Consider the following 25,221-nt stretch of genomic DNA (forward strand, 5'->3'; position numbering starts at 1 on the left):
ATACAATGACATCGATTATTATCCCAGAGATTGAAGAAGGCATTGAAAAAATCCTTCTTGTGCAATGGTATAAACAGCCAGGCGATTATATTACGGTGGGCGAAAGCTTAGCCAAATTCAGCTGTGAGGGCATCGAATTTGACCTCTTTTCAGAAAAAGAAGGTACCCTTAAAGAATTGAACGTAGCGGAGGACACTATAGTCAAGATTGGTGACCTGATATGTTATTTGGATTCTGGTGATGCAATTTCTGAAGAATTATTAAAAGAAGTTGAAAAACAAGAAACAATGGAAGATGAAGAGCTGATTGAGAACGTAACAAGCTTAGCCGAAAAAAATAACATAGACAGTTCCATATACTTAATGAATAAGAACGAAGAGCAGATTCTATTCTCAACGGATTCCCAAACCGTTCAGGTCTCTGCCATTTCAATGACTTATAAAGAAGTGAGATCGTTAATCAGCCATTTATATCAGAGTGCAGAAGAAACCTTCTTCAAGGATGAGGCGAGCTTCTTTCAAGACATTAAAAAAATGCTCCGTTCCAGATGGGTTTACATGAATGATGGGAATATTATATATGATCACAACATCGCAGCGGTATTTCCTTATAGTAAATACTATGAATTAATGGACGAGGATTTTGACTACAAAAAGCATCTGGACGTTTCCGATTTTAAAGGTGATGTCATGACACGGGAAGAGGCTGCGAAAAGTTTCAATACAACCGATCACCCTGTATATAAGAGAATACTATCTTTAGACGATTATTCCGCGAGTAAAAATCCTTCCATTTCAAGGATATTTGCAAATCAAACGGCTAACTCTTCTAAATCGATAGCGTTTAAATCCAACGGGTACGATATTCAAAGCTACGATGTAGTAAATCAAAAAAACAATTTGCTGGGAAAAGGATTTTTCGTTCCCGTCTTCCGTTTAAATGGGGAAAATGCTTTTGAAATCAATGACCGAAAGGCTCTCCATCTTTGGCTGGAAAACCGGTTAGTTCCAAGCGGATTAAGCGCAGAACGCCAGAAGGAGTATGATTATTTGCTGGAATTGTATCAATTAAAGGAATTAGATCATGAAAGTTTTCTTAAAGAATTGCCATCGATCGCTATCGATTCCAACACGTTTTATGAGAAGCTTTTAAACTCTGAAAAAGTAAGGGCTGATATTGATACATATGATGAAAAGATGTTAACAGATCCAAACCGGGGACATTGGGATTTATGGACTGTCAACTCTGATGAAAAACCTTTAACGATAAAACTGAACGAAGAAATAATGGCCAGAAACCCTAAAATGGATATTAGGGAGGACGGCATAGTCGGCATTGATTTTGGAACGAAAAGTACAGTTGTAGTTCATCAAGAAGAAAGTGATGTTACTCTTCCCATGCGTATTGGGGTTGGCTACCTAAACACGGAAGTACAAGACTGGCATTATGAAAATCCAACCGTGATTGAATTTATTGATTTAGAACATTTCCTGGAGCTATATCAAGAAAAAGAAGGAAGACCAGATACAAGGTGGCAAGATGTGACGGTTTCCCACAATGCTCTTAACAACTTGATGAATGGAAAGAGTGACCATTATTATTCCATATTGAATAATCTAAAGCAGTGGGCTGGAGAAAAGAATAACGAACTCCGATTAAAAGACAAGAGGGGATATGCCGTTGTACTGCGTTCCTTTTTGGACTTAACCGATCAGGAAATCAACCCAATCGAGTTATACGCCTACTACCTCGGTTTGTACATCAATAACCAGAACAATGGGATTTACCTCGATTACACCCTTTCTTTCCCGGTGACGTATGAAAAAGAGGTAAGGGAAAAAATTCTAACGTGTTTTGAACGTGGTTTAAAAAAGACACTTCCTATGCCGATTCAGCAGGATGAAGAATTAATGAAAAAGTTCCGTGTCACCGCTGGGGCGAGTGAACCTGCAGCCTATGCTGTTTGTGCGTTACAGGAATACGGGTTTGAACCGGAAGAAGATGAAAAAACGTACTATGGAGTATTTGATTTTGGTGGAGGAACGACAGATTTTGATTTTGGGATTTGGCGTGAAGCGGGCTTGAAAGAAAGCAGATATGATTATGTCATTGAGCATTTTGCAGCGGGCGGGGACCGGTATTTAGGCGGTGAGAACATGCTGGAGCTTTTGGCGTTCCAAGTGTTTAAAAACAACCAAAGAACAATGCGTGAGCTAAACATTCCTTTTACCCTCCCAGCGGAATGTGTGAAGTTTCCCGGAAGTGAAACACTGATTAATGAGTCACAAGAATCATATTTAAATACGAAACAATTGGTGGAAAAATTAAGGCCGCTTTGGGAAAGACATGAACGGTATGAAGAAGAGTTTGGAAAAGGCATGATCCGGGCAGATTTATTTGACAAAGCCGGCCACGCTAAACTCAATGTGGAACTATTGATCGACCAAGATGAAATGGAACAGTTGATTGAGGAAAGAATCGACAAAGGCATTAAAAATTTCTTTGAGTCTCTACGGCGCGCTTTTGCCCGGTCAGAACACAGCAAAATTAATAAAGTGAATATACTGCTTGCGGGTAATTCAAGTAAATCCCCGGTCGTCATGAATCTATTTAATAAATGGATTGAAAGGGAAGTGCAGAACACTCAAAACTGGGGAGAAATGTCTAGTGCCCTTTTTGAGATTCTCCCGCCACTGGGGACAGAAGGCGCTTATTTAAAGCAAGAAGAGAGAAACAGAGTGGTTAACCGGGATATAATAACAGCCCCTACAGGAAAAACAGGCGTTGCCTTTGGGCTTGTACAAAGCAGAAAAGGCGGAAGTATAAAAGTTATTGACCGCGATATGGTGAATGGGGAATCAAAGTTCAAGTATTTTCTTGGCATCGGGAGAAAAGGGAAATTAAAAACAATGATTGATCAAGAAGAAGAGTATAACAAATGGCATCTTTTCATTGATGCATCAGAAGAAGATTTTGAGATTTATTACACAAGCCTGCCGGAAGCTAGTACCAACCAGCTTGATATTAAGCAGGCACAGAGGAAAAAGCTTCGAATTGAGCATGTAGATGATTCAGCTTTTGTTTATATTCGAACCATAAGCCCGAATGTCATTGAATATGTTGTTGCAGATGAAGGCTCGATTATAAGCGGGAATTATTTAAGTGAAATTACTAAAGTGGAATTAAGTTAATCTTTTTGTTGGTGAATTCAGGAAGATGTCTTAAACAAAAAATATTTTCGTGAACACACAACAGATAATTCAATTGTATGGGCATTTGTGGGTTGATTGATTCAATGGAATTGAATTGAATTGAATATAAGATGTCTTCACCTGTTGCATCGGTTAAGGTTTTATGAAAAAAGCGCCTTGAGTGGAAAATAACTCACTTTTAAGTTTAGAGCCTCCCACAGTTTACTGTGGGAGGCCTTTTCATGCTCATATATTGTATTTCCATGGACACTGTTTAATAGCTTCCCGTGGTGCTTGCAATGGAAGAAGTTTTCACTTTCAACGTTTAATGCTAGATACTCTAGGTGTTATTCTGAGGTTTTACCTTTTAATCCTCCTGATGTGCCATAATCATTAATTGTTAACTTTACATCGTAGTTGATTGGAGTTTCACTAAATGTTTGGCCCCAATCCTTTTTGACTTTCTTCCATACTTTGGGGTGCTCAATTCTCAATTGATTTCCAAAGCCGGCAACGTCCACTTGGTATTCTTTTTGCATTTTTTCTACTACATTTCTCACCAAGCGTTCCACTTCTTTTTCAGAGGATTTTTCTGCTTTTTTGAGAAATTCATTTTTGAAAGAATTTCCCGAAACCACCCAATTCTCAGACAGCCTTCCCTCTGATTCAATGTTTACATCAAAAGAGATGTTGTTTCCTTTAACTCGAGGAATGATAGTGCTTTTCATGGAGTCGACCTCATACACAATCTGCTGACCAGTCTCTTTATCATAGCTTTTCACTACACCGCCTTTTCCCTTACCTGTTATCCATGTGACGCCCTCCAGTTCTTCCTCATTCAAAGTACCAGTCATTTTGTGTGTCTTTCCATCAATCACGGCAGCTCCCGCAAATTTGACCTCCCCATTCACTGATAGTACATTTTGCAACAGAAAGCTAGATTCTGATTTGAGCTTACTTTCTACTTTAATAAGCGGCATGGGAGGTAAAATCCTTGTTGTTCGATAGGCATTTTCCACAATACCAACCAGACGTAACGCTGGAATTTCCCCTGCTGTCTTTGTTTCCAGTGTGTTGCTCGCTCTTCCTTTACTGATGAGCAAAAGACAGCTTGGTCTAAAATCATTATCACGAAAGTTAAGATCAAGTAATTGTTCCAAACCATACAATTTTGAAAGCTTTTCACTGATAACAATCACTTTCATATGGTTCGCGGTTAAGGGTTGTTCACTTCTCAATGATAATTCACGAGTCATTTGAAGGACGGAATCTCCCGTTTGAGAAACATTAATATAAGATTTACTTTGTGGACCGGCTTGTTTCGTTGTTGAACTTGCTACTTGTGGAGTGATAACTTGATAGGTTGCAGTAATCAGGTCTTTTTTCAAATATCCCCCCTCTTGTTCATTTAACCCTTTCTCGATGGAGGTCTTCTTGGCGTTATCGAATGCCATACCTATACCTAAACTTTGCTCTTCAATTTCATGACTGCTCCAGCATCCTGTAAGGGTTAAGAACAAAAGAGCGGAGAGGGAAATGAAGAGGGGACGCTTATTGTTATGTGGTTGTTTCATATTTTCCTCCCTTTATTCTTGAGATGATAAGCAGGAGAAGCGGAAGTAAACCAAATAAAAACAATGCGACATTGCCGACGAAATCCCCTAGTTTAAATAGGTCATTCATATTTTTCGGAACCATGGCAATGATGTATAGAATCGGAAGCAAGCCAAACATGAATGGGTGAATGCTCTTTTTCGAAAGTTGAGCTAGCCCTAAAGAGGCTGCAAAGTAGGTTATGGTAAATGTGGCGAATATTTGCATGATCCATACCACGAGCAAAAAAGATTCAAACCGTTCAAAGATCAAACCGGAGATTTCAAAACTTCGTATCAGATCAAGAGTTGGCCATGTTCTCATGACCACTCCATCAATAGACAATGCCCCGATAACCATGACGACCGTTATCACGTAAAAAATCAATGGAATGGAAACTCCAACAAGCATGGCTTTTACTGCTTTTTTGGGCTGATTCATAAACGGAAGAAGCAGTAATATTATTTCAGGGCCTGAAAAAGCGAGAGCCGTTGTTTTTACTCCTTTTAGTACAGGAATGATTCCTTCTCCTAATACCGGACGCAGATTATCGATCTCAAATATTTTGATGCTCATAAAGGCAACTACCAAAAAAAGGATAACTGTCAAAGGTAATATAATTTCAAAAAGACGGGCTATCGGGTTAATGCCACCGATGATGAGATAAAGACCTACCCACATGAAAATCATAATAATTGCCCATGTAGGGGTACCCTCCAGAAGTAAATACCTTATAACTTCAGCCATTGAACGGATCTGAAATCCGGAAGTTGTGAGAAAATAACATATTATAACTAAACTGAGTAAACTCCCCACCCATTTTCCTAAAATTTCATTGATGAATTGATAAAAGGTCTTATCGGGAAACTGTTGGCTTAATTTGACCATGATCACCCCTGCGATTATCGCGATAATCCCGCCTATTATAACGCTTATCCAAACATCTGGTGTATGCACCTTCTCCGTAGCTGAACGGGGTAGGGTGAGTAATCCTGTACCGAGTATAAAGTTGATGATAATGACAGCTGTTTGAGGAGTCGTGATTTGGTCTTTCGGATTGAGAATCATTCTTTAACCACCCTTTCACCGATAGGTTATCCTTTACGTATGGGGTTTTTTGTATGCATCATCTTTGGACGGCGCTTCATCATCATAAGCGGCATGCGAACCATCAGGTCTTTCCATTCACTTAAACGATAAGGAACGGCTGGACTCATATAAGGTACACCAAAGCTTTTTAATTTCACTAAATGGCTGGTCATTAAAAGAAAAAAGAGAATGACCCCGTATAATCCAAATGTGGCAGCACAAATCATAGCTGGAAAACGCAGAATCCGTAATGTAATCCCAATACTATAGTGCGGAATGGAAAATGATGATATAGCAGTTAACGCTACTACAATCACCAAAACAGGGCTAACGATCCCTGCCTGTACAGCAGCTTCCCCAATGATTAAACCGCCGACGATACCCATTGCCGGACCAATTGGCTTAGGCAATCGCAGTCCTGCTTCCCTCAGAATTTCGATGGATATTTCCATGAATAATGCTTCGATAAGTGCCGGAAACGGAACCCCGGACCTGGTTCCTATAATGGAGACGGCCAGTTTGGTCGGAATCAACCCTGAATGAAATGAGATGAAAGCTATATATAAAGACGGTGTAAAAAGAGCCAAAACAACTGTGAGATAACGGAGTAAACGTATGAATGTGCCAGGAATCCATCTTTCATAATAATCTTCTGGTGATTGTAACATCATGCTTAATGTAACTGGAACGATCAAAGCGAATGGCGTCCCATCCAATAAGATGGCCACCCGGCCTTCCATCAAAGCAGCAATCACGCGATCAGGACGCTCTGTATTCTGTACCTGAGGAAAAGGACTAAGGTAATTATCCTCGATGAGTTGCTCTACATAACCAGATTCCGGCACATTATCAATATCAATTTTCTTAATTCGATTTTCTACCTCTTGAACTAATTCGGGATCAACAATATCTTTAATGTAAGCGACAACTAAGTCTTTTCTTGACTGCTTACCTACTTGGAATTGTACTAACGATAAATTTTCAATTTCACCACTACTTCTTAAAAAAGACGTATTATCAACTAAAGATTCAGTGAAACCGATCCGTGGACCTCTGACTAATGCCTCTGATACCGGCTCTTCAACAGTTCTTGTTTTTATTTTTGTTGTACCAAGGATTAGGGCATCCACTAATCCATCAATTAAAAGCGCTGTAGAACCTGTTAATACTTTTGATGCTAACTCTTTAATGGAACCAACTTCTTCTACCTCACTGATAGATAACACTTCATTTTTTATGAATTCTTTTGAAATGCTTCCTTTGATGTAAGGAAGGTCTTGTTTATATTCTGCTGAAAAGTCAACCATCAATGATGTCATGATATGTTTATCAATGATTTCTTTATCTGATAATCCATCCGCATAAATGATAATTGACCGAATACCGGTACGGCCGATATTAAATTCTCGAAAATGAACATCCCAATTATGTCCAATTTCTTGCTTAACCATTTCTAGATTTAAATTAAAATTATCTGTAAACTGATCAGTTGAATCTTGGGAGGTATTTGCTTCTTGTTTGTCTTTATCGGTACCTTTTCCTTTTTTACCGATCTTTGATATCCACTCTTTCATTTTCATCACTCATCCTTTGAGTTGCGAAGCCGATTAAACAATTTGGAGATTAAATACGGAATAACAAACACAATAAAAGCTTGTATAAAAACCTGCCATTCTGGAAGGTAGGAAACAATAGTTTTCCACATTTTCATCACCCTATACTTGTTTCAAGTAGCCGCTAAAATTCCTTTAATTCTCAAATAGTATTAATATCTTCCACGTTTCTTATGCAATGAAGTTAAAAGCAATTAGCCGTATTTACATACTTTATACTTCGTATGTATTATGTGGGAAAATTGATTTTGAATATAATTGAGGAGAAGGAAGAGGCGAAATCGATGTATGGGACTTATCCGAATGACTCATTGATTATAGTAGTGAGCTTTAATGAACATAGGCTTTACTTCTTAGAACGGGGAATGACTTAAGCTCAAGATTTGAAATATAATTTTAAAAATATCAAGATCAAATTGAAATGATGTTCGAAATAACATATACTGAAAATTGAGAATTATTGTAAATATCACCCGATTTTGGGAAATTTCTGCATTAATCAACTTGAAATAAGAGATTCAAATCACAACCCAGAACATATTATCAAATTGTAAAGTCTGGTGTAAAAAGGACGGAATGAATGAGAATATTAGCTTTCGGTTAAGTTGTTCTTTATTTTTTAAAGTGATTTCAAAGGAGTGGAAAATGATGAATATATGGACAAGCTGCACACTGAGTTCAATTCTGGCACTTTCCTTATTAGCACCTTCCGTGTCTTTTGCTAATGAAAACTCAAATCATGAAGCCGCTGTGAGTAAGGAGACTGCCAGTCAGTATCCAATATTAAAGAAAGTAAATAAACCGGAAGAAGCGGGATTTTCGTCTGAAAAGCTGGAAAAAGTGGATCAGCTCATTGAAATGGAAGTGGCAGCCGGTTTCCCTGGTGCTGCCTTGATTGTCATAAAGGACGGAAAGATCGTTAAAAATGAAAGCTACGGGTATAAACAGAAGTTTAATGAACATACACCTCTTAAGAAGTTTCAAAAAATGGGAAATGACACGTTATTTGACCTTGCTTCAAACACGAAGATGTATGCAACCAATTTTGCCATTCAGAAATTAGTCAGCGAAGGCAAGCTGAATATCCAGGCAAGAGTGCAGCAATACATTCCTGAATTCAAAGACACGGAGGAGGATGTGATCAAAGGAAAGGACAATCTGAGGGTTATTGATGTTCTACATCATACTGCAGGGTTTAGACCCGATCCGCAATACCATAATCCAAAGGTTTCGAAAGAACTATATTCCCAGGAGCGGGATAAAACCATCGAGTTCATTTCCAAGACACCGCTCACGTATGTACCTGGAACACAGAATGTCTACAGTGATGTGGATTATATGCTGCTTGGTGCCATTGTTGAAGAAATAACGGGTCAGCAGCTTGATGTCTATGTTGAAAATGAATTGTACAAGCCGCTTGGGTTGAAAAATACTAAGTTCAATCCTCTGCGAAAAGGCTTTAAGCCAAGGGATTTTGCCGCAACCGAATTGCTTGGCAACACCCGGGATGGCGTGATAGATTTCCCTAACATTCGTACATACACACTTCAAGGGGAAGTGCATGATGAAAAAGCCTTTTATTCGATGGGGGGCGTTTCAGGGCATGCCGGCCTTTTCTCCAATACGAAAGATATGGCCGTCCTTCTGCAGGTGATGCTGAATGGCGGGGGATACGGTAAACATACGTTGTTTGATCAAGAAACAATCGATGAATTCGTCGCACCTTCGGAGATGAATCCTACATATGGTCTTGGTTGGAGACGAAATGGCGATGCTAGCATGGAGTGGATGTTCAGTCCTCTCGCAAGCGACAGTGCCTATGGTCATACTGGATGGACCGGGACGGTCACGATCATTGATCCGGAAATAGATTTAGGGATCGTTTTACTAACTAATAAAAAGCACTCTCCGCTCGTCAATCCTGTAGCCAATTCCAATCAGTTTTTTGGCGACCTCTTCAAAACAGGAAGCTATGGAAGTGTTGTAACTGCGATTTATGCAGCATTGGAAACGAATGAATAAACGGATATACGGATATCTCCATAAAGTTTAAGACCTCCCATTAATGTCGGGAGGCCTTTTTTCTTGTTCTATCAGAATGTCTGGAAGCTTTATTCTATACAGTTTGGGCAAGGATCAGGTTTTTATATGCTCCGTCTTGATGGAGCAAATTATCATGGGCACCTTGTTCGATGATTTCCCCATTTTATACAACGATGATGCGAACGGCATGTTTAATTGTCATTAATTCTTGGAACCGAACAATTTCATGAAGGCATTAATCTAGTTATCCGGGACGATCTGGACCTTTGTATGGGCGTTATTGCCATGGTTGTTCGACTGCTTTCGGGAGTGATGAATCATCCCCCTAAAAGAACTATTTTAAAAAATATATTGACCGAACAGCCTGTATCCGCTTACAATATATTTAGTTATTAGTGTATTTAGAAAATTGTAAAAGAGGTACCTGCATGACAAAGGAATTCGACAGAAGAATTGGGCGCCATGCAATCATGTACGCATTTGCGGACGAAGAGGAAGAAGTCGTATTGACGAATGAACTTAAGCGGATGGATTGGCTTTATGGAAAAGGTAAAGTCGGTTCAATGGAGCTGCAGAAAATAGTCGCGGCCATTGAGACATCTGCGAAAAGACTTGGATTGGTCAATCCCGATATGTATCGTGAAATGCATGCGCTGTATCATGCGATCATCGAAGCACTCCAAGGAGTGACACGCGGCCAAGTCGAGCTTGGCGGTCTTTTGAGGACTGCGGGCCTTCGGTTTGCAATCGTTCGGGGCAGGCCGTTTAAAAACGGGGCCGAAGGTGAATGGATTGCTGTCGCCGTGTATGGAACGATTGGAGCACCGGTTCGGGGATTTGAACATGAAGCCGTCGGTTTGGGAATTAACCACATTTAAATAATTAAAAGCCTATAGTTATTTAGTGAAATAGGGGGCTGTATTGATAGACTGGATAAGTCTGTCAATATGGCCTCCTTTTGTGTGTTTAAAAAAAAGAATAGGGGTGCAGGAAATGATTATGTTAACGGGTCAAACTTTAACGATTGAAGAAGCGAAAAAAGTATTGTATGGAGAAGCATTTGTCTCTGCTTCAGCCGAGAGTGTAAAGAAAGTGGAAAAAAGCCGCGAAGCGGTTGAAAATATCGTGAAACAAAAGAAAGTCGTCTATGGCATCACAACAGGTTTTGGAAAGTTCAGCGATGTTTTGATTGATGCAGAGGACGCTGAGCAGCTACAGTGGAATTTGATTCATTCCCATGCGTGCGGAGTCGGGGAACCATTTCCAGAGGTGGTTTCGAGAGCTATGGTCCTTCTCCGTGCCAACGCGCTATTAAAAGGGTTCTCCGGCGTCCGTCCTATCGTCATTGAACGTTTGATCGATCTTTTGAATGCTCATATCCACCCGGTCATCCCTCAGCAAGGTTCTCTTGGGGCAAGCGGGGACTTGGCGCCGCTTTCGCATTTGGCGCTAGTATTGATGGGAGAAGGGGAAGTGTTTTATAAAGGAGAGCGAATGGAGGCCATCGCAGCTTTATCGAAAGAAGGCATTCTTCCAGTGACACTTAAAGCAAAAGAAGGTCTTGCATTAATTAACGGAACACAGGCCATGACGGGGATGGGCCTCGTAAATTACATTGAAGCCGAACAGCTGGCCCATCAAACTGAAGCGATTGCTTCACTGACTTTAGAGGGATTACGCGGCATTGAAGATGCCTTTGATCCGGATGTTCATCTAGCACGGGGGTATCGCCAGCAAACAGAGGTCGCTGAACGGATTAGCCGCATGATCAGCGGCAGCCAGCTCATCACCAAGCAAGGAGAACTGCGGGTTCAGGATGCTTATTCCCTTCGCTGCATCCCGCAAGTGCATGGGGCATCATGGCAAACTCTTGATTATGTAAAAGAAAAATTGGAAATTGAAATGAATGCAGCGACGGATAATCCGCTTATTTTTGACGATGGGGAAAAGGTTATTTCAGGAGGGAACTTCCATGGACAGCCGATTGCATTTGCGATGGACTTCATGAAAATCGCTGTTGCCGAGCTTGCAAATATTTCAGAGCGCCGGATTGAGCGACTCGTCAATCCTCAGCTCAATGATTTACCGCCATTCTTGAGCCCTTCACCTGGCTTGCAGTCTGGAGCGATGATCATGCAATATTGTGCAGCTTCCCTAGTCTCTGAGAATAAAACACTCGCACATCCTGCAAGCGTTGATTCCATTCCATCTTCAGCAAACCAGGAAGACCATGTAAGTATGGGAACGATTGGCTCCCGGCACGCACATCAAATCATCCAAAACGTTCGCCGCGTATTGGCGATTGAGCTCATTTGTGCCTTACAAGCGGTTGAATACCGTGGAATAGAGAAGATGGCCCCGTTTACAAAAGAGTTTTATACGGAAGCAAGAAAGCTCATTCCAAGCATTACACAAGATCGTATCTTTTCAAAGGATATTGAAGCAACGGCAAGCTGGTTACTGCAAATTGACTGGAATTCATTTATTCATAGGAGTTTACCTACAACATAATATGAAGCTCGGAATATCCGAATGAACGTTAGGCTTATAGCCCTTTGACTTGGGCTTTAAGCCTAACACCTTTATGTAGATGCTACAAAGATCCCAGAAATCCAAAAAAGGTCTAAGCATTAGAGAAAATGACCTTGAAATAGTAATAAATGCAGGAAATGACTATTATGGAATGATCGACTTTACCTATTCGTGCTAGATTAAACATGCATTTTTGGAGGGGAATCTAATTTGGAAAATCGGCAATTGCAACCACCTGTCATAAATGAAAAAAACCAGCCGTCAAATACTTTACAAAGGAAGCTAAAAGCACGCCACCTTACGATGATTTCGCTGGGCGGTGCAATTGGAACAGGGCTGTTTCTCGGAAGCGGGCCGGCCATTCACTCTGCGGGGCCTGGCGGTGCTTTGGTCGCTTACACCGTAATTGGCATAATGGTTTATTTTATTATGACAAGCCTTGGAGAACTGGCATCATTTATGCCGGTCAGCGGCGCTTTCAGTACCTATGCTTCGCGTTTCATCGACCCGGCATTAGGGTTTGCGCTTGGTTGGAACTATTGGTTCACTTGGGCAATGACTCTTGCTGCGGAACTATCTGCCGCAACGATGGTTATGAAGTTTTGGTTTCCTGACAGCTCGTCTTTTTTATGGAGTTCATTGTTTTTAGTTTTGATATTCTTATTGAATTACGTATCCGTTAAAGGGTATGGCGAAGGGGAGTATTGGTTCTCCCTCATCAAAGTGGCGACCATCATCATTTTCATAGTTGTCGGAATATTGATGATATTCGGGATCATGAACGGAGAGGCGATTGGTTTTAAAAACTTCACAGTTGGTGACGCTCCGTTTGCCGGTGGTTTTTTGGCAACATTGGGTATTTTCATTGCTGCTGGATTTTCTTTTCAAGGTACAGAAATAGTCGGTGTTGCAGCAGGTGAAAGTGAAGACCCGGCAAAAAATGTACCACGTGCAGTTCGCAGCATTTTTTGGAGAATCTTCCTCTTTTATATCCTGGCCATATTGGTTATCGGATTGATCGTTCCTTATACGAATGGCAGTCTGCAGGGACACACGATCATGGTTAGCCCATTTACGATGGTGTTTGAAAAAGTGGGACTGGCGTTCGCTGCTTCCGTGATGAATGCCATCATTTTGACAGCCGTATTATCCGCAGGTAATTCGAGTCTTTACGTGACAAGCCGAATGTTATACTCCATGGCAAAAGAAGGGCTGGCACCGCGTATTTTTGGCAAACTTAACAAACGCGGCGTTCCCATTTGGGGATTGGTTGTCACTTCACTTGTAGGGATGTTGGCCTTTTTTGCTTCCATTTTCGGTGATGGAGTCATTTATATTTGGCTTATGAATGCGGTTGGAGTCACTGGATTTATATTTTGGCTCGGTATAGCGGCAAGCCATTACCGCTTTAGAAAGGCTTATATTGCTCAAGGGTATTCACTGGATGATCTTCCCTATAAATCCAAGTGGTTTCCTTTCGGCCCGATATTTTCCTTTGCTCTTTGTTTCTTCGTATTATTGGCGCAAAACTATCAAGCCTTTATTGGCGATGACATTAACTGGGCCAGTGTGTTCGCTGCCTATCTTGGCATCCCATTTTTCCTGGTGATGTGGCTTGGTTATAAGTTCATAAAGAAAACGAAAGTAACTCCGCTAGAGGAATGCCAAATTGATTTTGATGAACATAGGAATGCTAAATAGTTTGTATCGATAATATGCATGAACCTTGAAATGAAATGGTTGTTTCAAGGTTTTTCTCTGTATATATGACACATTTCCTTATATGGCTGCATAAAACATAACCATTAAAAAAAATGTGTGAAATCCCAATCTTGCCATGTGATTTTTAAGCGAAAAATCACCTTTCCCACTTTTTGGATGATTTTAGAATTAAAAAAACTGAAAAAAAATTGTGGCCGATGTTGGGAGTTTATGATTATAGGAAGCCGAAGTGTTGGTATATCAAGGTTTTTGGTATCTTCCGTAACCTTTAGAATCGATGGCGTAAATGGGCTTTTTAGGCAAGAATTCCGTCCCGCATCATTTGAACTTATATTCATTCTTTGTTAAGGTAATGAGGTACTTTAGGGATACAGGTTCATTCCAAGTGTTGGGACTGAACAAAACCCCTAAAATAAAAAACCATAATATTTCAGTTGATATATGCTGTGTGCCTGTTAGTTTCCTCAGTTGTATTGCACCTCTTTTCCCTGCAAAGCTTTAAAATAGACTATTGGGAATCCCATAATCATATTTCTATGCGTTTTGGTGTTATACTGCACTGCAAGTATCATTCCACCTGGTAAAGGAAATGAAGTACTTTAGAGGGTAGTCGTAAGTCCATCATCAGGACAAAACTCTAAGTGGAAATCGTTTATATTACAGTTGGTATATGTTGTGCCTGCTAGTTTCCTCAGTTGTGATTGCACCTCTTTTTTTCTACTTGAAATGCTCAATTTATCACACAAAATATAATCCAAGTAAAGAATGGATTCTTGGAAATAATAAATATAGATTATTTTTCTATACACGTACACCCTGTGCCACTAAATAAGTGTCACTTCCGCTTTTTTGAAGGGGTAGAATTTCGGTTATTTCAAGATACTTGTGCATTAATAATCATTACTCGCATAAAACGGGGGAATTCAGCAAAACTGAATATCATATGGGCAACTATTAGAATGAGGTGACTTGATGAAGCCGTATGTAGAAGTCAGAAATGTCTCGAAAATTTTTGGCAAATCTCCAAAAGCAGCAACAGACTTACTGAAGCAAGGCAAATCGAAAAAGGAAATCTTGAAAGAAACGGGACAAACGGTCGGAGTGAATAATGTTAATTTCGAGATTTATCCTGGCGAGATTTTTGTCATCATGGGCCTATCCGGAAGCGGGAAATCAACTTTGATTCGCATGTTCAATCGTTTGATCGATCCCACTTTGGGTGAAATCTTAATTGATGACGAAGATATCGTGAAGATGAACGCTGCCCGGTTAAGGGAAGTCAGACAAAAGAAAATAAGCATGGTATTTCAGAACTTTGCTTTATTCCCGCATAAAACGATATTGGAAAACGCTGAATTTGGGCTCGAAATTCAAAAAGTAGATCCAGCGTTACGTCATGAAAATGCGATGAAGGCTCTTGAGGCCGTTGGATTGAAAGGCTACGAAAATCAGCTGCCATCACAGCTTAGCGGCGGTATGCAGCAGAGGGTTGGGTTAGCCCGGGCACTCGCCAGTGATACGGATATCCTACTGATGGATGAAGCCTTCAGTGCCCTTGATCCATTGATTCGTAAGGATATGCAGGATGAACTGATTCAAATCCAAGATCAGTACAAAAAAACGATCATTTTCATTACCCATGATCTTGATGAAGCATTAAGAATCGGGGATAGAATTGCCCTTATGAAAGATGGAAGCGTCATTCAATTGGGTACCCCTGAACAAATCATGATGAATCCAGCCAATGAATTCGTCGAGAAGTTTGTGGAAGATGTTGATCTGTCAAAAGTATTGACAGCGTCTCATGTGATGATACGCCCAGAGAAGATTGCGGTGGACAGAGGCCCGAGGGTTGCCTTGGAAATCATGCGCAAACAAGGGTATTCCAGCATTTTCGTTGTGGATAGGAAGCAGAAGTTATTGGGGGCCGTGACTGCTGAACAGGCACGTCAGGCAATGAGTAATAACCAATCGATTTCTGAAGTGATGACAACTGATATCCCAACTGTAAAAGAGGATGAATTACTTGGAAACCTCATGGATGTGATGGCGACTTCAAGCTTGCCGATCTCAGTGATCGATGATCAGAACAGAATTAAAGGAATTCTTCTTCGCGGTGCCGTCATCGGTGCTTTAGCCGGAAATAAAGATTCCTTGAATGAAATGGAGAGTGAATAATTCAATGAATATGCCGAAAATCCCACTAGGAGCATGGGTAGATTCTTTAGTGGATTGGATTACTATTGTATTTGCTGGATTATTTACACTTATTACGAATGTGATCGAGGGACTACTGGATATCCTGGTCGATGTAATGAGTGCTGGACCTTCCATCGTGTTAATCATAGTCCTTACCCTTCTGGTTACCTATACAAGCAGATGGCCATTGGGATTATTTACATTAATTAGCTTACTATTGATTGATAATCTAGGTTATTGGGAATCAAGCATCCAAACACTGGCAATCGTTATATTGTCAGGAGTCTTGACGATCGTGATCGGGATACCGATCGGAATATGGTGTGCCCAAAATAAAACCGTGCGCAATATCGTTACCCCGATCTTGGATTTCATGCAAACGATGCCTGCCTTCGTTTATTTGATTCCTTCGATTTTATTCTTTGGAATAGGGGTAGTGCCTGGAATCATCGCATCATTCATTTTCGCGATTGCACCGACAATCCGAATGACCAATCTTGGGATTCAGGAAGTTCCTAATGATTTGATAGAAGCATCTGATGCTTTTGGTTCAACCAGCAGCCAAAAGTTATTCAAGGTACAAATACCGTTGGCTACTCCAACTATTATGGCAGGAGTTAACCAAAGTATCATGCTGGCACTATCCATGGTAGTTACAGCTTCATTGGTTGGAGCACCCGGACTTGGGGCGGATGTCTACCGGGCTGTCAGCCAAATAAATGTTGGGCAAGGATTTGAAGCAGGTTTATCCATCGTAATCATTGCAATCATTCTCGATCGTATCACGCAAAACCTTCGTAAACCAGCTTACGAACATATCGTTAGCAGAAAAATCATTTTTACGATTTTGGCTTTACTTGTTGTGGGTTCTGCACTATTCAGTGCTTTTACAAAGGATACGGCTGTGAACGGGGATAAAAATAGTTTTGCTGCCAAAGCCGATTATGAAATCATCGGAATTGAACCTGGAGCAGGGTTGATGAAGTTGACTAAAACGGCTATAGATGATTATAAGCTGGATGATTGGAAGTTGGTTGAAGGGTCATCTGCAGCGATGGTTGCAGAATTGAAAAAAGCAATTGATAAAAAAGAACCAATCGTCGTTACTGGCTGGTCTCCACATTGGATGTTCTCGAAATATGACTTGAAATATCTAAAAGATCCGAATGAATCCTTTGGCGGGGCTGAAAATATTAATTCGATTGCCAGAAAAGGCCTTGAACAGGATGCCCCTGGCGCTTATAAAATCCTTGATCAATTCTTCTGGGATACTAAAGATATGGAAAATGTAATGGTCCAAGTTGCTGAAGGAATGTCTCCTTCAGAAGCAGCAGAAAAATGGATAAAGGAAAATCAGGACAAAGTGTCCAAATGGACCCAAGGTGCACAATCAGGAAATGGTGAAAAAATCAAACTGGTTTATGTTGCCTGGGACACTGAAATTGCCAGTACGAATGTGATTGGCAAGGTACTGGAGCAGAATGGCTATGATGTAACATTGAGTCAGGTCGAAGTAGGGCCAATGTTTGCCGGCGTTGCAAACGGAAGTGCGGACGCCATGGTGGCCGCATGGCTCCCGGGAACACATCTTGAATACTATAATAAGTACAAAGCTGAAATGGTTGATCTTGGACCAAACTTAAAGGGAACAAAGAATGGTCTGGTCGTTCCTGATTACGTCGATATTGATTCGATTGAAGACTTGAAATAAGGAAACGCGGGAATTTCAGAAATGAAATTCCCGCTTTTTTTATTTTAAAGGGAAGGGGATTTTTCTATGGAAAAAAAGCGGCAAAGAATTAATGCGAGAAGTCAAACGTTTGAAATTGGAGGAGGATTAGTCATATCGTCAGCGATTTGGTTTAAAAAGTGATACGCAAAAAGCAGGTGTTCAATAAAGCTTTTTGAAGATAAACGTGATGTAAGCACGTCAGTAGTTAGCCGCAAATTCTTTTCATGTAAGACCTATCCAGCTTAATTTTGAACGTGGCTTAGGATTGAACTGAAGGACGACAGTATACATCCAGTTACCAGTGACGTTAAATCGCCCAAATAAATTGAGGGCGATTTTTTCTTTCATTAGAGTTAACACATTACTTGTTATGTATCCTATTTCAGTAACCGAAGCGAAAATAGAAATTCTTGTTAACCGACATGTTAAAGAACCATTTTATACAAGTTGAGTTTATTACAGGTGCAAAAATAGTTCCCATTTCTGAGAAGGCATCAAGCTTGATGAGAAGGTCTTTTTAAGGGGAATGGTGGCAAAATTGAGAATTTATAAAGTGTGGGGTGTGAAAAACAAGCGGTTTTACAGGAGAAATTAGTTGGCATGGTTTTTGCTTATATAAATAAGAGTAAGTCAAGAAAGGAGGGAGAGCTGAATAGCCAACTATTCGGCTTTGTTGGTAAGAGTCTCGGAGAGAATGACGACTATTAAATTACTCCTCTCCATTGTTTCAGGAACTATTGTCGGATTCGTACTTGGTTTGCTCGGCGGATATGGATCAATTTACGGACGATATGGAATATACATCGTGAATCCTGGTACAAACAAATATTCCTGGTTATTTACCTGTGGGGTGTTCAAGATCATAAATACGGCCAAGCAATTACTGCTGCAGGAAGTGGTTGTTATGGCTGCTCTGGATTACGAAAGATATCTTGATGCAAGAGCGATCAAGTAATGGAGACAATCTTATAACATTAAGAACAAAATATAGGGAGGATTGTAATAATGAAAGAGATCAAAACTAAGCAAGAGTTTGACGAGGCGATTTTATCAACAAAACCAGTTGTTGCCAAATTTTATGTTGAATGGTGCCCAGACTGTCAGAATACCAATTTATTCATGCCGATTGTAGAAGAAGCGTATAAAGAAAAGATAGATATGATCGCAGTAAATCGAGACCATTTTCCGGAACTATTAGAGAAGCTAGATGTGTTTGGAATCCCAAGCTTTATTGCTTTTCAAGAAGGGAAGGAACTTAATCGCTTTGTAAGTAAAGTCGGAAAAAGCCAGGAAGAGGTTGAACAGTTTCTCAATCAAATCGTGGAGGAAAGTGGAAAATTAAAAAGATAATCATTTACTAATACTGAAACTCAATTAGAGCTGCTCTACTTTGTAACATTAATCAGAGACCAGCATTAATCTGAAGCCAATAAATATTGAGTAGTTACTCAATATTTATTGGCAATATATTCAAAATCACCGGTTTTATCAACTTATTTTTTGCATAGGAACTATACAGCGTGTAGGGATAGAATAGAAGAATATATAACTTTTAATATAACTTTTTTGCTTTAGGGGATTATGCTCGCATTTGTTGGAGGGGGAGTTGTCGGCGGAACAGTCAGAACTTGGCTGGCAGTGCTCTTAAGCAAACAGCAGCGTAAGCTCCATTATGTATTTTCCGTGTTGTTATGTTGGTCTCCATTTATATGCTAATCATAAATGCTGAAGTGTCAGATTGGTGAGCTACTATATAAAATTGAGATGAGGAGATTAGAATGGCAAATATGAAGAATGAGACACATTACAAAATTTTGATTGTAGGAGGGGGCAGTGCCGGAATTACGGTTGCAGCTCGTCTCCTGCGTGAATCTCGCACTCTGAGTGGAAACGTTGCCATCATTGACCCTGCGACAAAACATTATTATCAGCCATTATGGACACTTGTGGGAGCTGGCGAAGCTGACAAAACTGTGACACAAAGGGAGGAAGCATCCGTTATTCCGAGCGGAGCCGTGTGGGTTCAGGATGCGATAACCACTTTTGAGCCCGATGAAAATGCTGTTGTAACAGCATCCGGAAAGAAACTGCACTACGAATATCTAGTTGTCGCAGCCGGGATTCAAATTGACTGGCATAAAATCAAAGGTTTAAAAGAGAGTATTGGAAAGAATGGTGTATGTAGTAATTACTCTTATGATTATGTTGATGGCACTTGGGAGGCGATCAGAAACTTCAAAGGGGGGACTTCCATTTTCACCAACCCGAACACGCCGGTAAAATGCGGTGGGGCTCCTCAAAAAATTATGTATATGGCAGAAGACTATTTCAGAAAATCAGGAGTTCGCGAGCAATCTTCGGTTATTTTTGTTTCAGGTAGCCCATCCATATTCAATGTGAAAAAATATGAACAGGCACTAAATAAGATAATAGAACGAAAAGAAATAGAGACATATTTTATGCATCATCTTATTGAAATTGATGGTGAGAATAAGCGAGCGACATTTGAAAACCTGAACACGAAAGAGCGCGTGAATATGCATTATGACATGATACATGTGGTACCACCGATGAGCGCTCCTGATTTTATCAAGAATAGTTCGCTCGCAGCTAGTAATGGGTGGCTGAATGTGGACAAATATACACTTCAGCATCAACACTATGACAATATATTTGGCATAGGTGATTGCACAAACCTGCCTACATCGAAAACGGGGGCTGCGATTCGTAAACAAGCGCCAGTGCTTGTGAAAAATTTGCTTCATCGGATGCGTGCCAAACTTATGGTTCATAAATATGACGGCTATACATCATGTCCGCTTGTTACCGGATATGGGCGGCTTATACTGGCTGAGTTCAATTATGATTTACAGCCGCAAGAAACCTTTCCAATCGATCAATCCCGTGAGAGGTTCAGTATGTATTTATTAAAGAAAAACTTGCTTCCCATTATGTATTGGAACGGAATGCTTAAAGGAAAGATGTAAAAACGTTGACAGCCATAACACAACCTAAGTATCCGAGGTGCTTGAAAGGAGAAGGATTTATGCTATTGAAGTATTTTTATGATGAGAAACTGGCTCAAGCTTCATACCTTGTGGGGTGTCAGGCTACCGGTGAAGCGATAATTGTCGATCCGTCACGTAATATAGAACCTTATATAAAAACGGCAAGAGCACATGGTGTGAGGATCGTGGGCGTAACGGAAACACACATCCATGCCGATTTTTTGTCTGGTTCGCTGGAGCTGGCTTCCAGGCTTGAAACGACATTGTATTTGTCTGATGAAGGAAGGCCGGACTGGAAATATGAGTACGCAACTGGGTATGACCACCGCTTTCTGAGAAATGGAGATGTATTTGCCATTGGAAATATCCATTTTGAGGTGGTACACACACCAGGACACACACCTGAGCATATATCGCTGCTCGTAACAGATGGGGGGGCATCTACCAAGGATCCGCTCGGCATATTTACCGGAGATTTTGTATTTGTGGGTGATGTGGGGCGTCCCGACTTATTAGAAAAAGCCGTAGGGGTACATGGTTCCTCAGAAAAAATGGCACGCATGATGTTTCGGTCATTGCAACAATTTAAAAACTTTCCAGATTATTTGCAAGTATGGCCAGGGCATGGAGCGGGCAGTGCCTGTGGTAAAGCGCTAGGTGCGATCCCGTCGTCAACCATCGGCTATGAAAAACGGACAAATTGGGCACTGCAATATAATGATGAAAATCTCTTTGTTGAAGCGCTGTTGGCTGGGCAGCCTGAGGCACCCCCTTATTTTTCAATGATGAAGCGGTTGAATAAAGATGGAGCGCAACAAATCCGAAGGATAGCAGCACCACTTCCAATGGTGGGCCCAATTGATATTGTGCAGGAGTGGACGGAACAGGGAATAGTCTTGGATACGCGTCCGGCCAGTGAATTTGCCACCAAGCATATACGAGGCTCAATTAATATTCCATATAACAAATCATTTGTAACGTGGGCGGGGTGGCTGTTGGATTATGACTTGCCTATATATCTTTTGGCAAGCAATGATGATGTTGCAGATATTGTAAAAGATCTCCAGTCCATTGGGTTGGATCGCGTCATTGCAACATTGGACCCATATATCATTGAGCAGGCTGGCGAAACTGATTCACATGTTATGAAATATGAAGAAGTGACAATGGACATGATAGATGACGCAATTCAAACAGAAAGCATCTATGTGCTAGATGTCCGAAGCATGGCCGAATGGCAGGAAGGCCATTTTCCACAAGCTAATCATGTCATGCTTGGCCATTTGCAAGAACAGGCACCTAAACTTCCACATGATAAACCCATTTTGGTTTATTGCAAAACCGGAGGAAGATCGGCCATCGCTGCAAGCATTTTGCAAGTTCATGGTTTTAAAGAAGTACAAAGCCTTGTAGGCGGTTATGAGGAATGGCGAAAACGGAAGAAATTGTGACCCACCAGAAATCTTAATGAAATCTTTTGATTTTATCATCCATGGGAAAATATTTCCTAAGATTGCAAAAGTGCTATTGCTTGGGATGAAAGGGTTTTTAAAAAAAAGATCACGTGTTTAGGGTAATCAAACAAGATCTTCTAAGAAAATAAGGAGATTTTATAAGAGAAATGGGTTGGCATGACAATTGCATATATAAAAGAGGCAAGGTACACAAGCAAACATGAGAAGGAGAGATACTCGATGAAATATAATTTTGACCAAGAAATCCGTCGACTGAACACTGACTGCGAAAAGTGGGATGATCTTGAAAATCATTTTGGCGTAAAGGATGTTATACCGATGTGGGTGGCCGATATGGATTTTCAGTCTCCACAACCTATCATCGAAGCATTAAAACAACGTGTGGAGCACGGTGTTTATGGCTACACGCTTAGACCGGACTCGTACATGGAATCCATTGTTGGTTGGCTGAAAAGAAGACATCGATGGTCCATTGAGAAAGAATGGATTACCCACAGCCCAGGAGTGATTCCAGCCCTATCGTTGGCGATTCAGTCCTTCACGCAGACAGGGGACAAAATAGTTATCCAACCTCCTGTATACCATCATTTTGCTCGTGTAGTCCAAGCGAACGGCCGTGAAATTGTAAACAACCCGCTTAAGCTTGAAAATGGGCGTTATTCCATAGATTTCGAAGATCTAGAGGCAAAGATAGATTCATCGGTAAAAATGTTGATTCTGTGTAGTCCTCATAACCCGATCGGAAGGGTATGGAGCAAAGAAGAATTGACGAGATTGGGACAGATTTGTATGAAGCATAACATTCTCGTTGTCGCAGATGAAATTCATTTTGACTTTGTTTATAAGACACATACTCACATTCCTTTTGCCTCTATATCAGAAGAGTTTGCGAACCATTCTCTTACCTGTATTGCGCCAAGCAAAACTTTTAACCTGATGGGTGTACAGACGTCAAGTATCATTATTCCAAATCAGCAACTGCGCGATAGGTATGATCGAGAACTGAATACATTATCTATTGGTTCGCCGAACATATTTGGCGTTGTTGCGTTAGAGGCTGCTTACCGACACGGAGAAGAATGGCTGGATCAGCTTCTTGAATATTTGCAGGAGAATTTGGAGTTCACTCTGAATTACTTCAGCAAAAACATCCCGCAAATCAAAGTCATCCAGCCTGAAGGCTCATATCTTGTATGGCTTGATTGCCGGGAATTGGGAGTTGAAGAAATGGATCAATTTATGTTGCGCCGAGCAAGGGTTGCAATGAATGGAGGGCAGATTTTCGGTAGGGAAGGTGAAGGGTTTATGCGGCTCAATATTGCTTGTCCACGTTCGATGTTGAAAAATGCTCTGGGTGGCATAGAAAAAGCTGTCTCCTCTTTGTGCAAAGCGTAGAAATTTATTTTATAATAAATTTATTTTATTATTTCATAAAGCGCAATAGCAGAGGAGGATAATATGGCAGGCTTTATCGGCATGCAGCAGTTTATTCAAGATTACGCTGAGAACACAGCAGGAATCCTTGGTCTGGATATAACCGTGCTTGATGAAAAGGGCGTTCGTATTAGTGGAACTGGCTACTATAAAGATCTCATTGGCAAAACGGCTCCGGAAGGCTCCTTTTTCAGAATGATATTGGAAACAGGGGAGCCTGGAGTGGTTTACGATGTGAAAAAAGATGAGTCTCAGTGTAGGAGTTGTAAATTCGTAAATCAATGCAAAGAACTCGCTACCATCGGGTTTCCTATTGTAAAGCAAGACAAACCAGTTGGCGTCATCGGCATGATTGGTTTTTCCCATGAACAAAAGGAGAAAATGATTATAGAATCAGAGAATCTGATCCAGTTTCTACGCAATGTTAGTACATTGTTAGTCAATAAATTAGCAATGCTGGACCCTGATAAAGAACCGGGTTGCAAAATTCAAGAAGAGATACCGATCCCCCAAAAAGCTATTTCTTTTGAAAACATTCTTGGGAAAGATTCCGGGCTTCAAGATGTTATTAAAAAAGCTAGACGGATTATAAACAGCCCATCCACTGTTTTGATAAGGGGAGATAGCGGTACGGGAAAGGAATTATTAGCCAAAGCGATTCATTTTGAAAGCAAGCGCCGAATGCATTCATTTGTGGCAGTAAATTGCGCAGCCATACCTGAGAGCTTGTTGGAAAGTGAGTTGTTTGGTTACGAGGGCGGATCATTTACCGGCTCGAATCGGAATGGGAAAATGGGGAAATTTGAATTAGCGCACAAAGGAACCATTTTTCTTGATGAAATTGGTGATATGCCGCTTTTCTTGCAGCCAAAGTTATTACGGGTTTTACAAGAAAGAGAGATTGAAAGAATCGGTGGAAAAAAAGCAATCGAGATTAATGTACGGGTGATTGCAGCCACTCACCGAAACTTAGAGGAAATGGTGCGAAATGGTACCTTTCGCGAAGATTTATATTATCGTATCAATGTCCTCCCTCTCCATACCAAACCTTTGAGAGAACGGCGTGATGATATCACTTTGTATCTCGAACATTTCATTCATAAACATTGTAAGGTCATGCAAAGGTATCCACTTAGACTTGACCCCATGCTGGAGCAATGGCTTATACGCTATGATTGGCCGGGGAATATACGCCAGTTGGAAAACGCCGTAGAATATATGGTCAATATGGCTGAATCAGATATCGTTGAATTCCATGATTTACCTGACTATCTCTTTCAACATGATCATCTCTCTGCCGATTGTAGAGGGTTAAGTTTGGAAGAAATGATTTCTGAATATGAAAAAGAAGTAATCCAGAACTATTTTCTGACTGAAAAATATCGAAATGATAAAGAACAAATTGCCCGGGAACTAAAGATTAGCCTGTCTACTCTTTATCGCAAGTTGGAAAAATACCAATTATGTTAACTTCGTTTAAAAGATTTCTATTTTACTCATTTAAAGTTACTTGAAATGAAAGAGAGAGTGCTCATATCAACTCGCCTGAGTTTTTTGTGAGGACAAAAGCAGAAGGTAGAGGTATTTTAA

General features: G+C 40.6%; 16 protein-coding genes. 13 read left to right on the forward strand and 3 right to left on the reverse strand.

Translation table 11 applies throughout. The features are described 5' to 3' along the window. Positions 1 to 5: 5 nt before the first annotated feature. Positions 6 to 3,191: a biotin/lipoyl-containing protein gene (locus NYE65_RS14585; protein WP_340861130.1), complete on the forward strand. Its 3,186-nt coding sequence runs from the start codon at positions 6 to 8 to the stop codon at positions 3,189 to 3,191. Positions 3,192 to 3,538: 347 nt separating this feature from the next. On the opposite strand, the gene NYE65_RS14590 is transcribed toward NYE65_RS14585, so the two are convergent. The 3 genes from NYE65_RS14590 to NYE65_RS14600 are packed head-to-tail and all read right to left on the reverse strand — an operon-like array spanning position 3,539 to position 7,453. Further along, positions 3,539 to 4,765, reverse strand: coding sequence for a Ger(x)C family spore germination protein (locus NYE65_RS14590; protein WP_340861131.1), 1,227 nt, complete (start codon positions 4,763 to 4,765; stop codon positions 3,539 to 3,541). After that, positions 4,749 to 5,852, reverse strand: coding sequence for a spore germination protein (locus tag NYE65_RS14595; protein WP_340861132.1), 1,104 nt, complete (start codon positions 5,850 to 5,852; stop codon positions 4,749 to 4,751). The genes NYE65_RS14590 and NYE65_RS14595 overlap by 17 nt, the downstream gene beginning before the upstream one ends. 26 nt (positions 5,853 to 5,878) lie before the next feature. Beyond that, positions 5,879 to 7,453: a spore germination protein gene (locus NYE65_RS14600; RefSeq protein ID WP_187050396.1), complete on the reverse strand. Its 1,575-nt coding sequence runs from the start codon at positions 7,451 to 7,453 to the stop codon at positions 5,879 to 5,881. A 681-nt stretch (positions 7,454 to 8,134) separates the two neighbouring features. Between NYE65_RS14600 and pbp4b the strand changes: the two genes are divergently transcribed. The 12 genes from pbp4b (at position 8,135) to NYE65_RS14660 (ending at position 25,101) form a co-directional block, all read left to right on the forward strand. Further along, positions 8,135 to 9,508, forward strand: a complete 1,374-nt coding sequence (gene pbp4b / locus NYE65_RS14605; RefSeq protein WP_340862131.1) for a penicillin binding protein PBP4B — start codon at positions 8,135 to 8,137, stop codon at positions 9,506 to 9,508. A gap of 449 nt (positions 9,509 to 9,957) precedes the next feature. Beyond that, on the forward strand, positions 9,958 to 10,407 hold the full coding sequence (hutP, locus tag NYE65_RS14610) for a hut operon transcriptional regulator HutP (protein WP_328178528.1): 450 nt from the start codon (positions 9,958 to 9,960) through the stop codon (positions 10,405 to 10,407). A gap of 115 nt (positions 10,408 to 10,522) precedes the next feature. Beyond that, the gene (hutH, locus tag NYE65_RS14615; protein WP_034306584.1) at positions 10,523 to 12,040 is read left to right on the forward strand and encodes a histidine ammonia-lyase; all 1,518 of its coding nucleotides are present in this window, start codon (positions 10,523 to 10,525) and stop codon (positions 12,038 to 12,040) included. 324 nt (positions 12,041 to 12,364) lie between these two features. Continuing rightward, complete coding sequence (locus NYE65_RS14620) at positions 12,365 to 13,762, forward strand: amino acid permease (protein WP_082196652.1); 1,398 nt, start codon at positions 12,365 to 12,367, stop codon at positions 13,760 to 13,762. Between the two features lie 993 nt (positions 13,763 to 14,755). Next, on the forward strand, positions 14,756 to 15,961 hold the full coding sequence (locus NYE65_RS14625) for a quaternary amine ABC transporter ATP-binding protein (RefSeq protein ID WP_340861133.1): 1,206 nt from the start codon (positions 14,756 to 14,758) through the stop codon (positions 15,959 to 15,961). Between the two features lie 4 nt (positions 15,962 to 15,965). Then, positions 15,966 to 17,693 carry a glycine betaine ABC transporter substrate-binding protein gene (locus NYE65_RS14630; protein ID WP_340861134.1) on the forward strand — a complete coding sequence of 576 codons (1,728 nt, stop codon included), beginning with the start codon at positions 15,966 to 15,968 and terminating at the stop codon, positions 17,691 to 17,693. 715 nt (positions 17,694 to 18,408) lie between these two features. Further along, a complete protein-coding gene (locus NYE65_RS14635) occupies positions 18,409 to 18,669 on the forward strand; it encodes a hypothetical protein (RefSeq protein ID WP_340861135.1) in 261 nt (86 codons plus the stop codon). A 50-nt stretch (positions 18,670 to 18,719) separates the two neighbouring features. Next, a complete protein-coding gene (locus NYE65_RS14640; protein ID WP_057276072.1) occupies positions 18,720 to 19,064 on the forward strand; it encodes a thioredoxin family protein in 345 nt (114 codons plus the stop codon). Between the two features lie 437 nt (positions 19,065 to 19,501). After that, entirely contained in the window at positions 19,502 to 20,701 is a 1,200-nt protein-coding gene (locus tag NYE65_RS14645) for an FAD-dependent oxidoreductase (protein WP_095679705.1), read from the forward strand. Between the two features lie 59 nt (positions 20,702 to 20,760). Next, a complete protein-coding gene (locus NYE65_RS14650; protein ID WP_328178524.1) occupies positions 20,761 to 22,173 on the forward strand; it encodes an MBL fold metallo-hydrolase in 1,413 nt (470 codons plus the stop codon). A 243-nt stretch (positions 22,174 to 22,416) separates the two neighbouring features. Then, on the forward strand, positions 22,417 to 23,592 hold the full coding sequence (locus NYE65_RS14655) for a MalY/PatB family protein (RefSeq protein WP_239860045.1): 1,176 nt from the start codon (positions 22,417 to 22,419) through the stop codon (positions 23,590 to 23,592). Between the two features lie 63 nt (positions 23,593 to 23,655). Continuing rightward, complete coding sequence (locus NYE65_RS14660) at positions 23,656 to 25,101, forward strand: sigma-54 interaction domain-containing protein (protein ID WP_328178523.1); 1,446 nt, start codon at positions 23,656 to 23,658, stop codon at positions 25,099 to 25,101. Positions 25,102 to 25,221 lie beyond the last annotated feature (120 nt).

Source organism: Peribacillus sp. FSL R5-0717 (assembly GCF_038002945.1).
GTDB lineage: Bacteria > Bacillota > Bacilli > Bacillales > DSM-1321 > Peribacillus > Peribacillus frigoritolerans.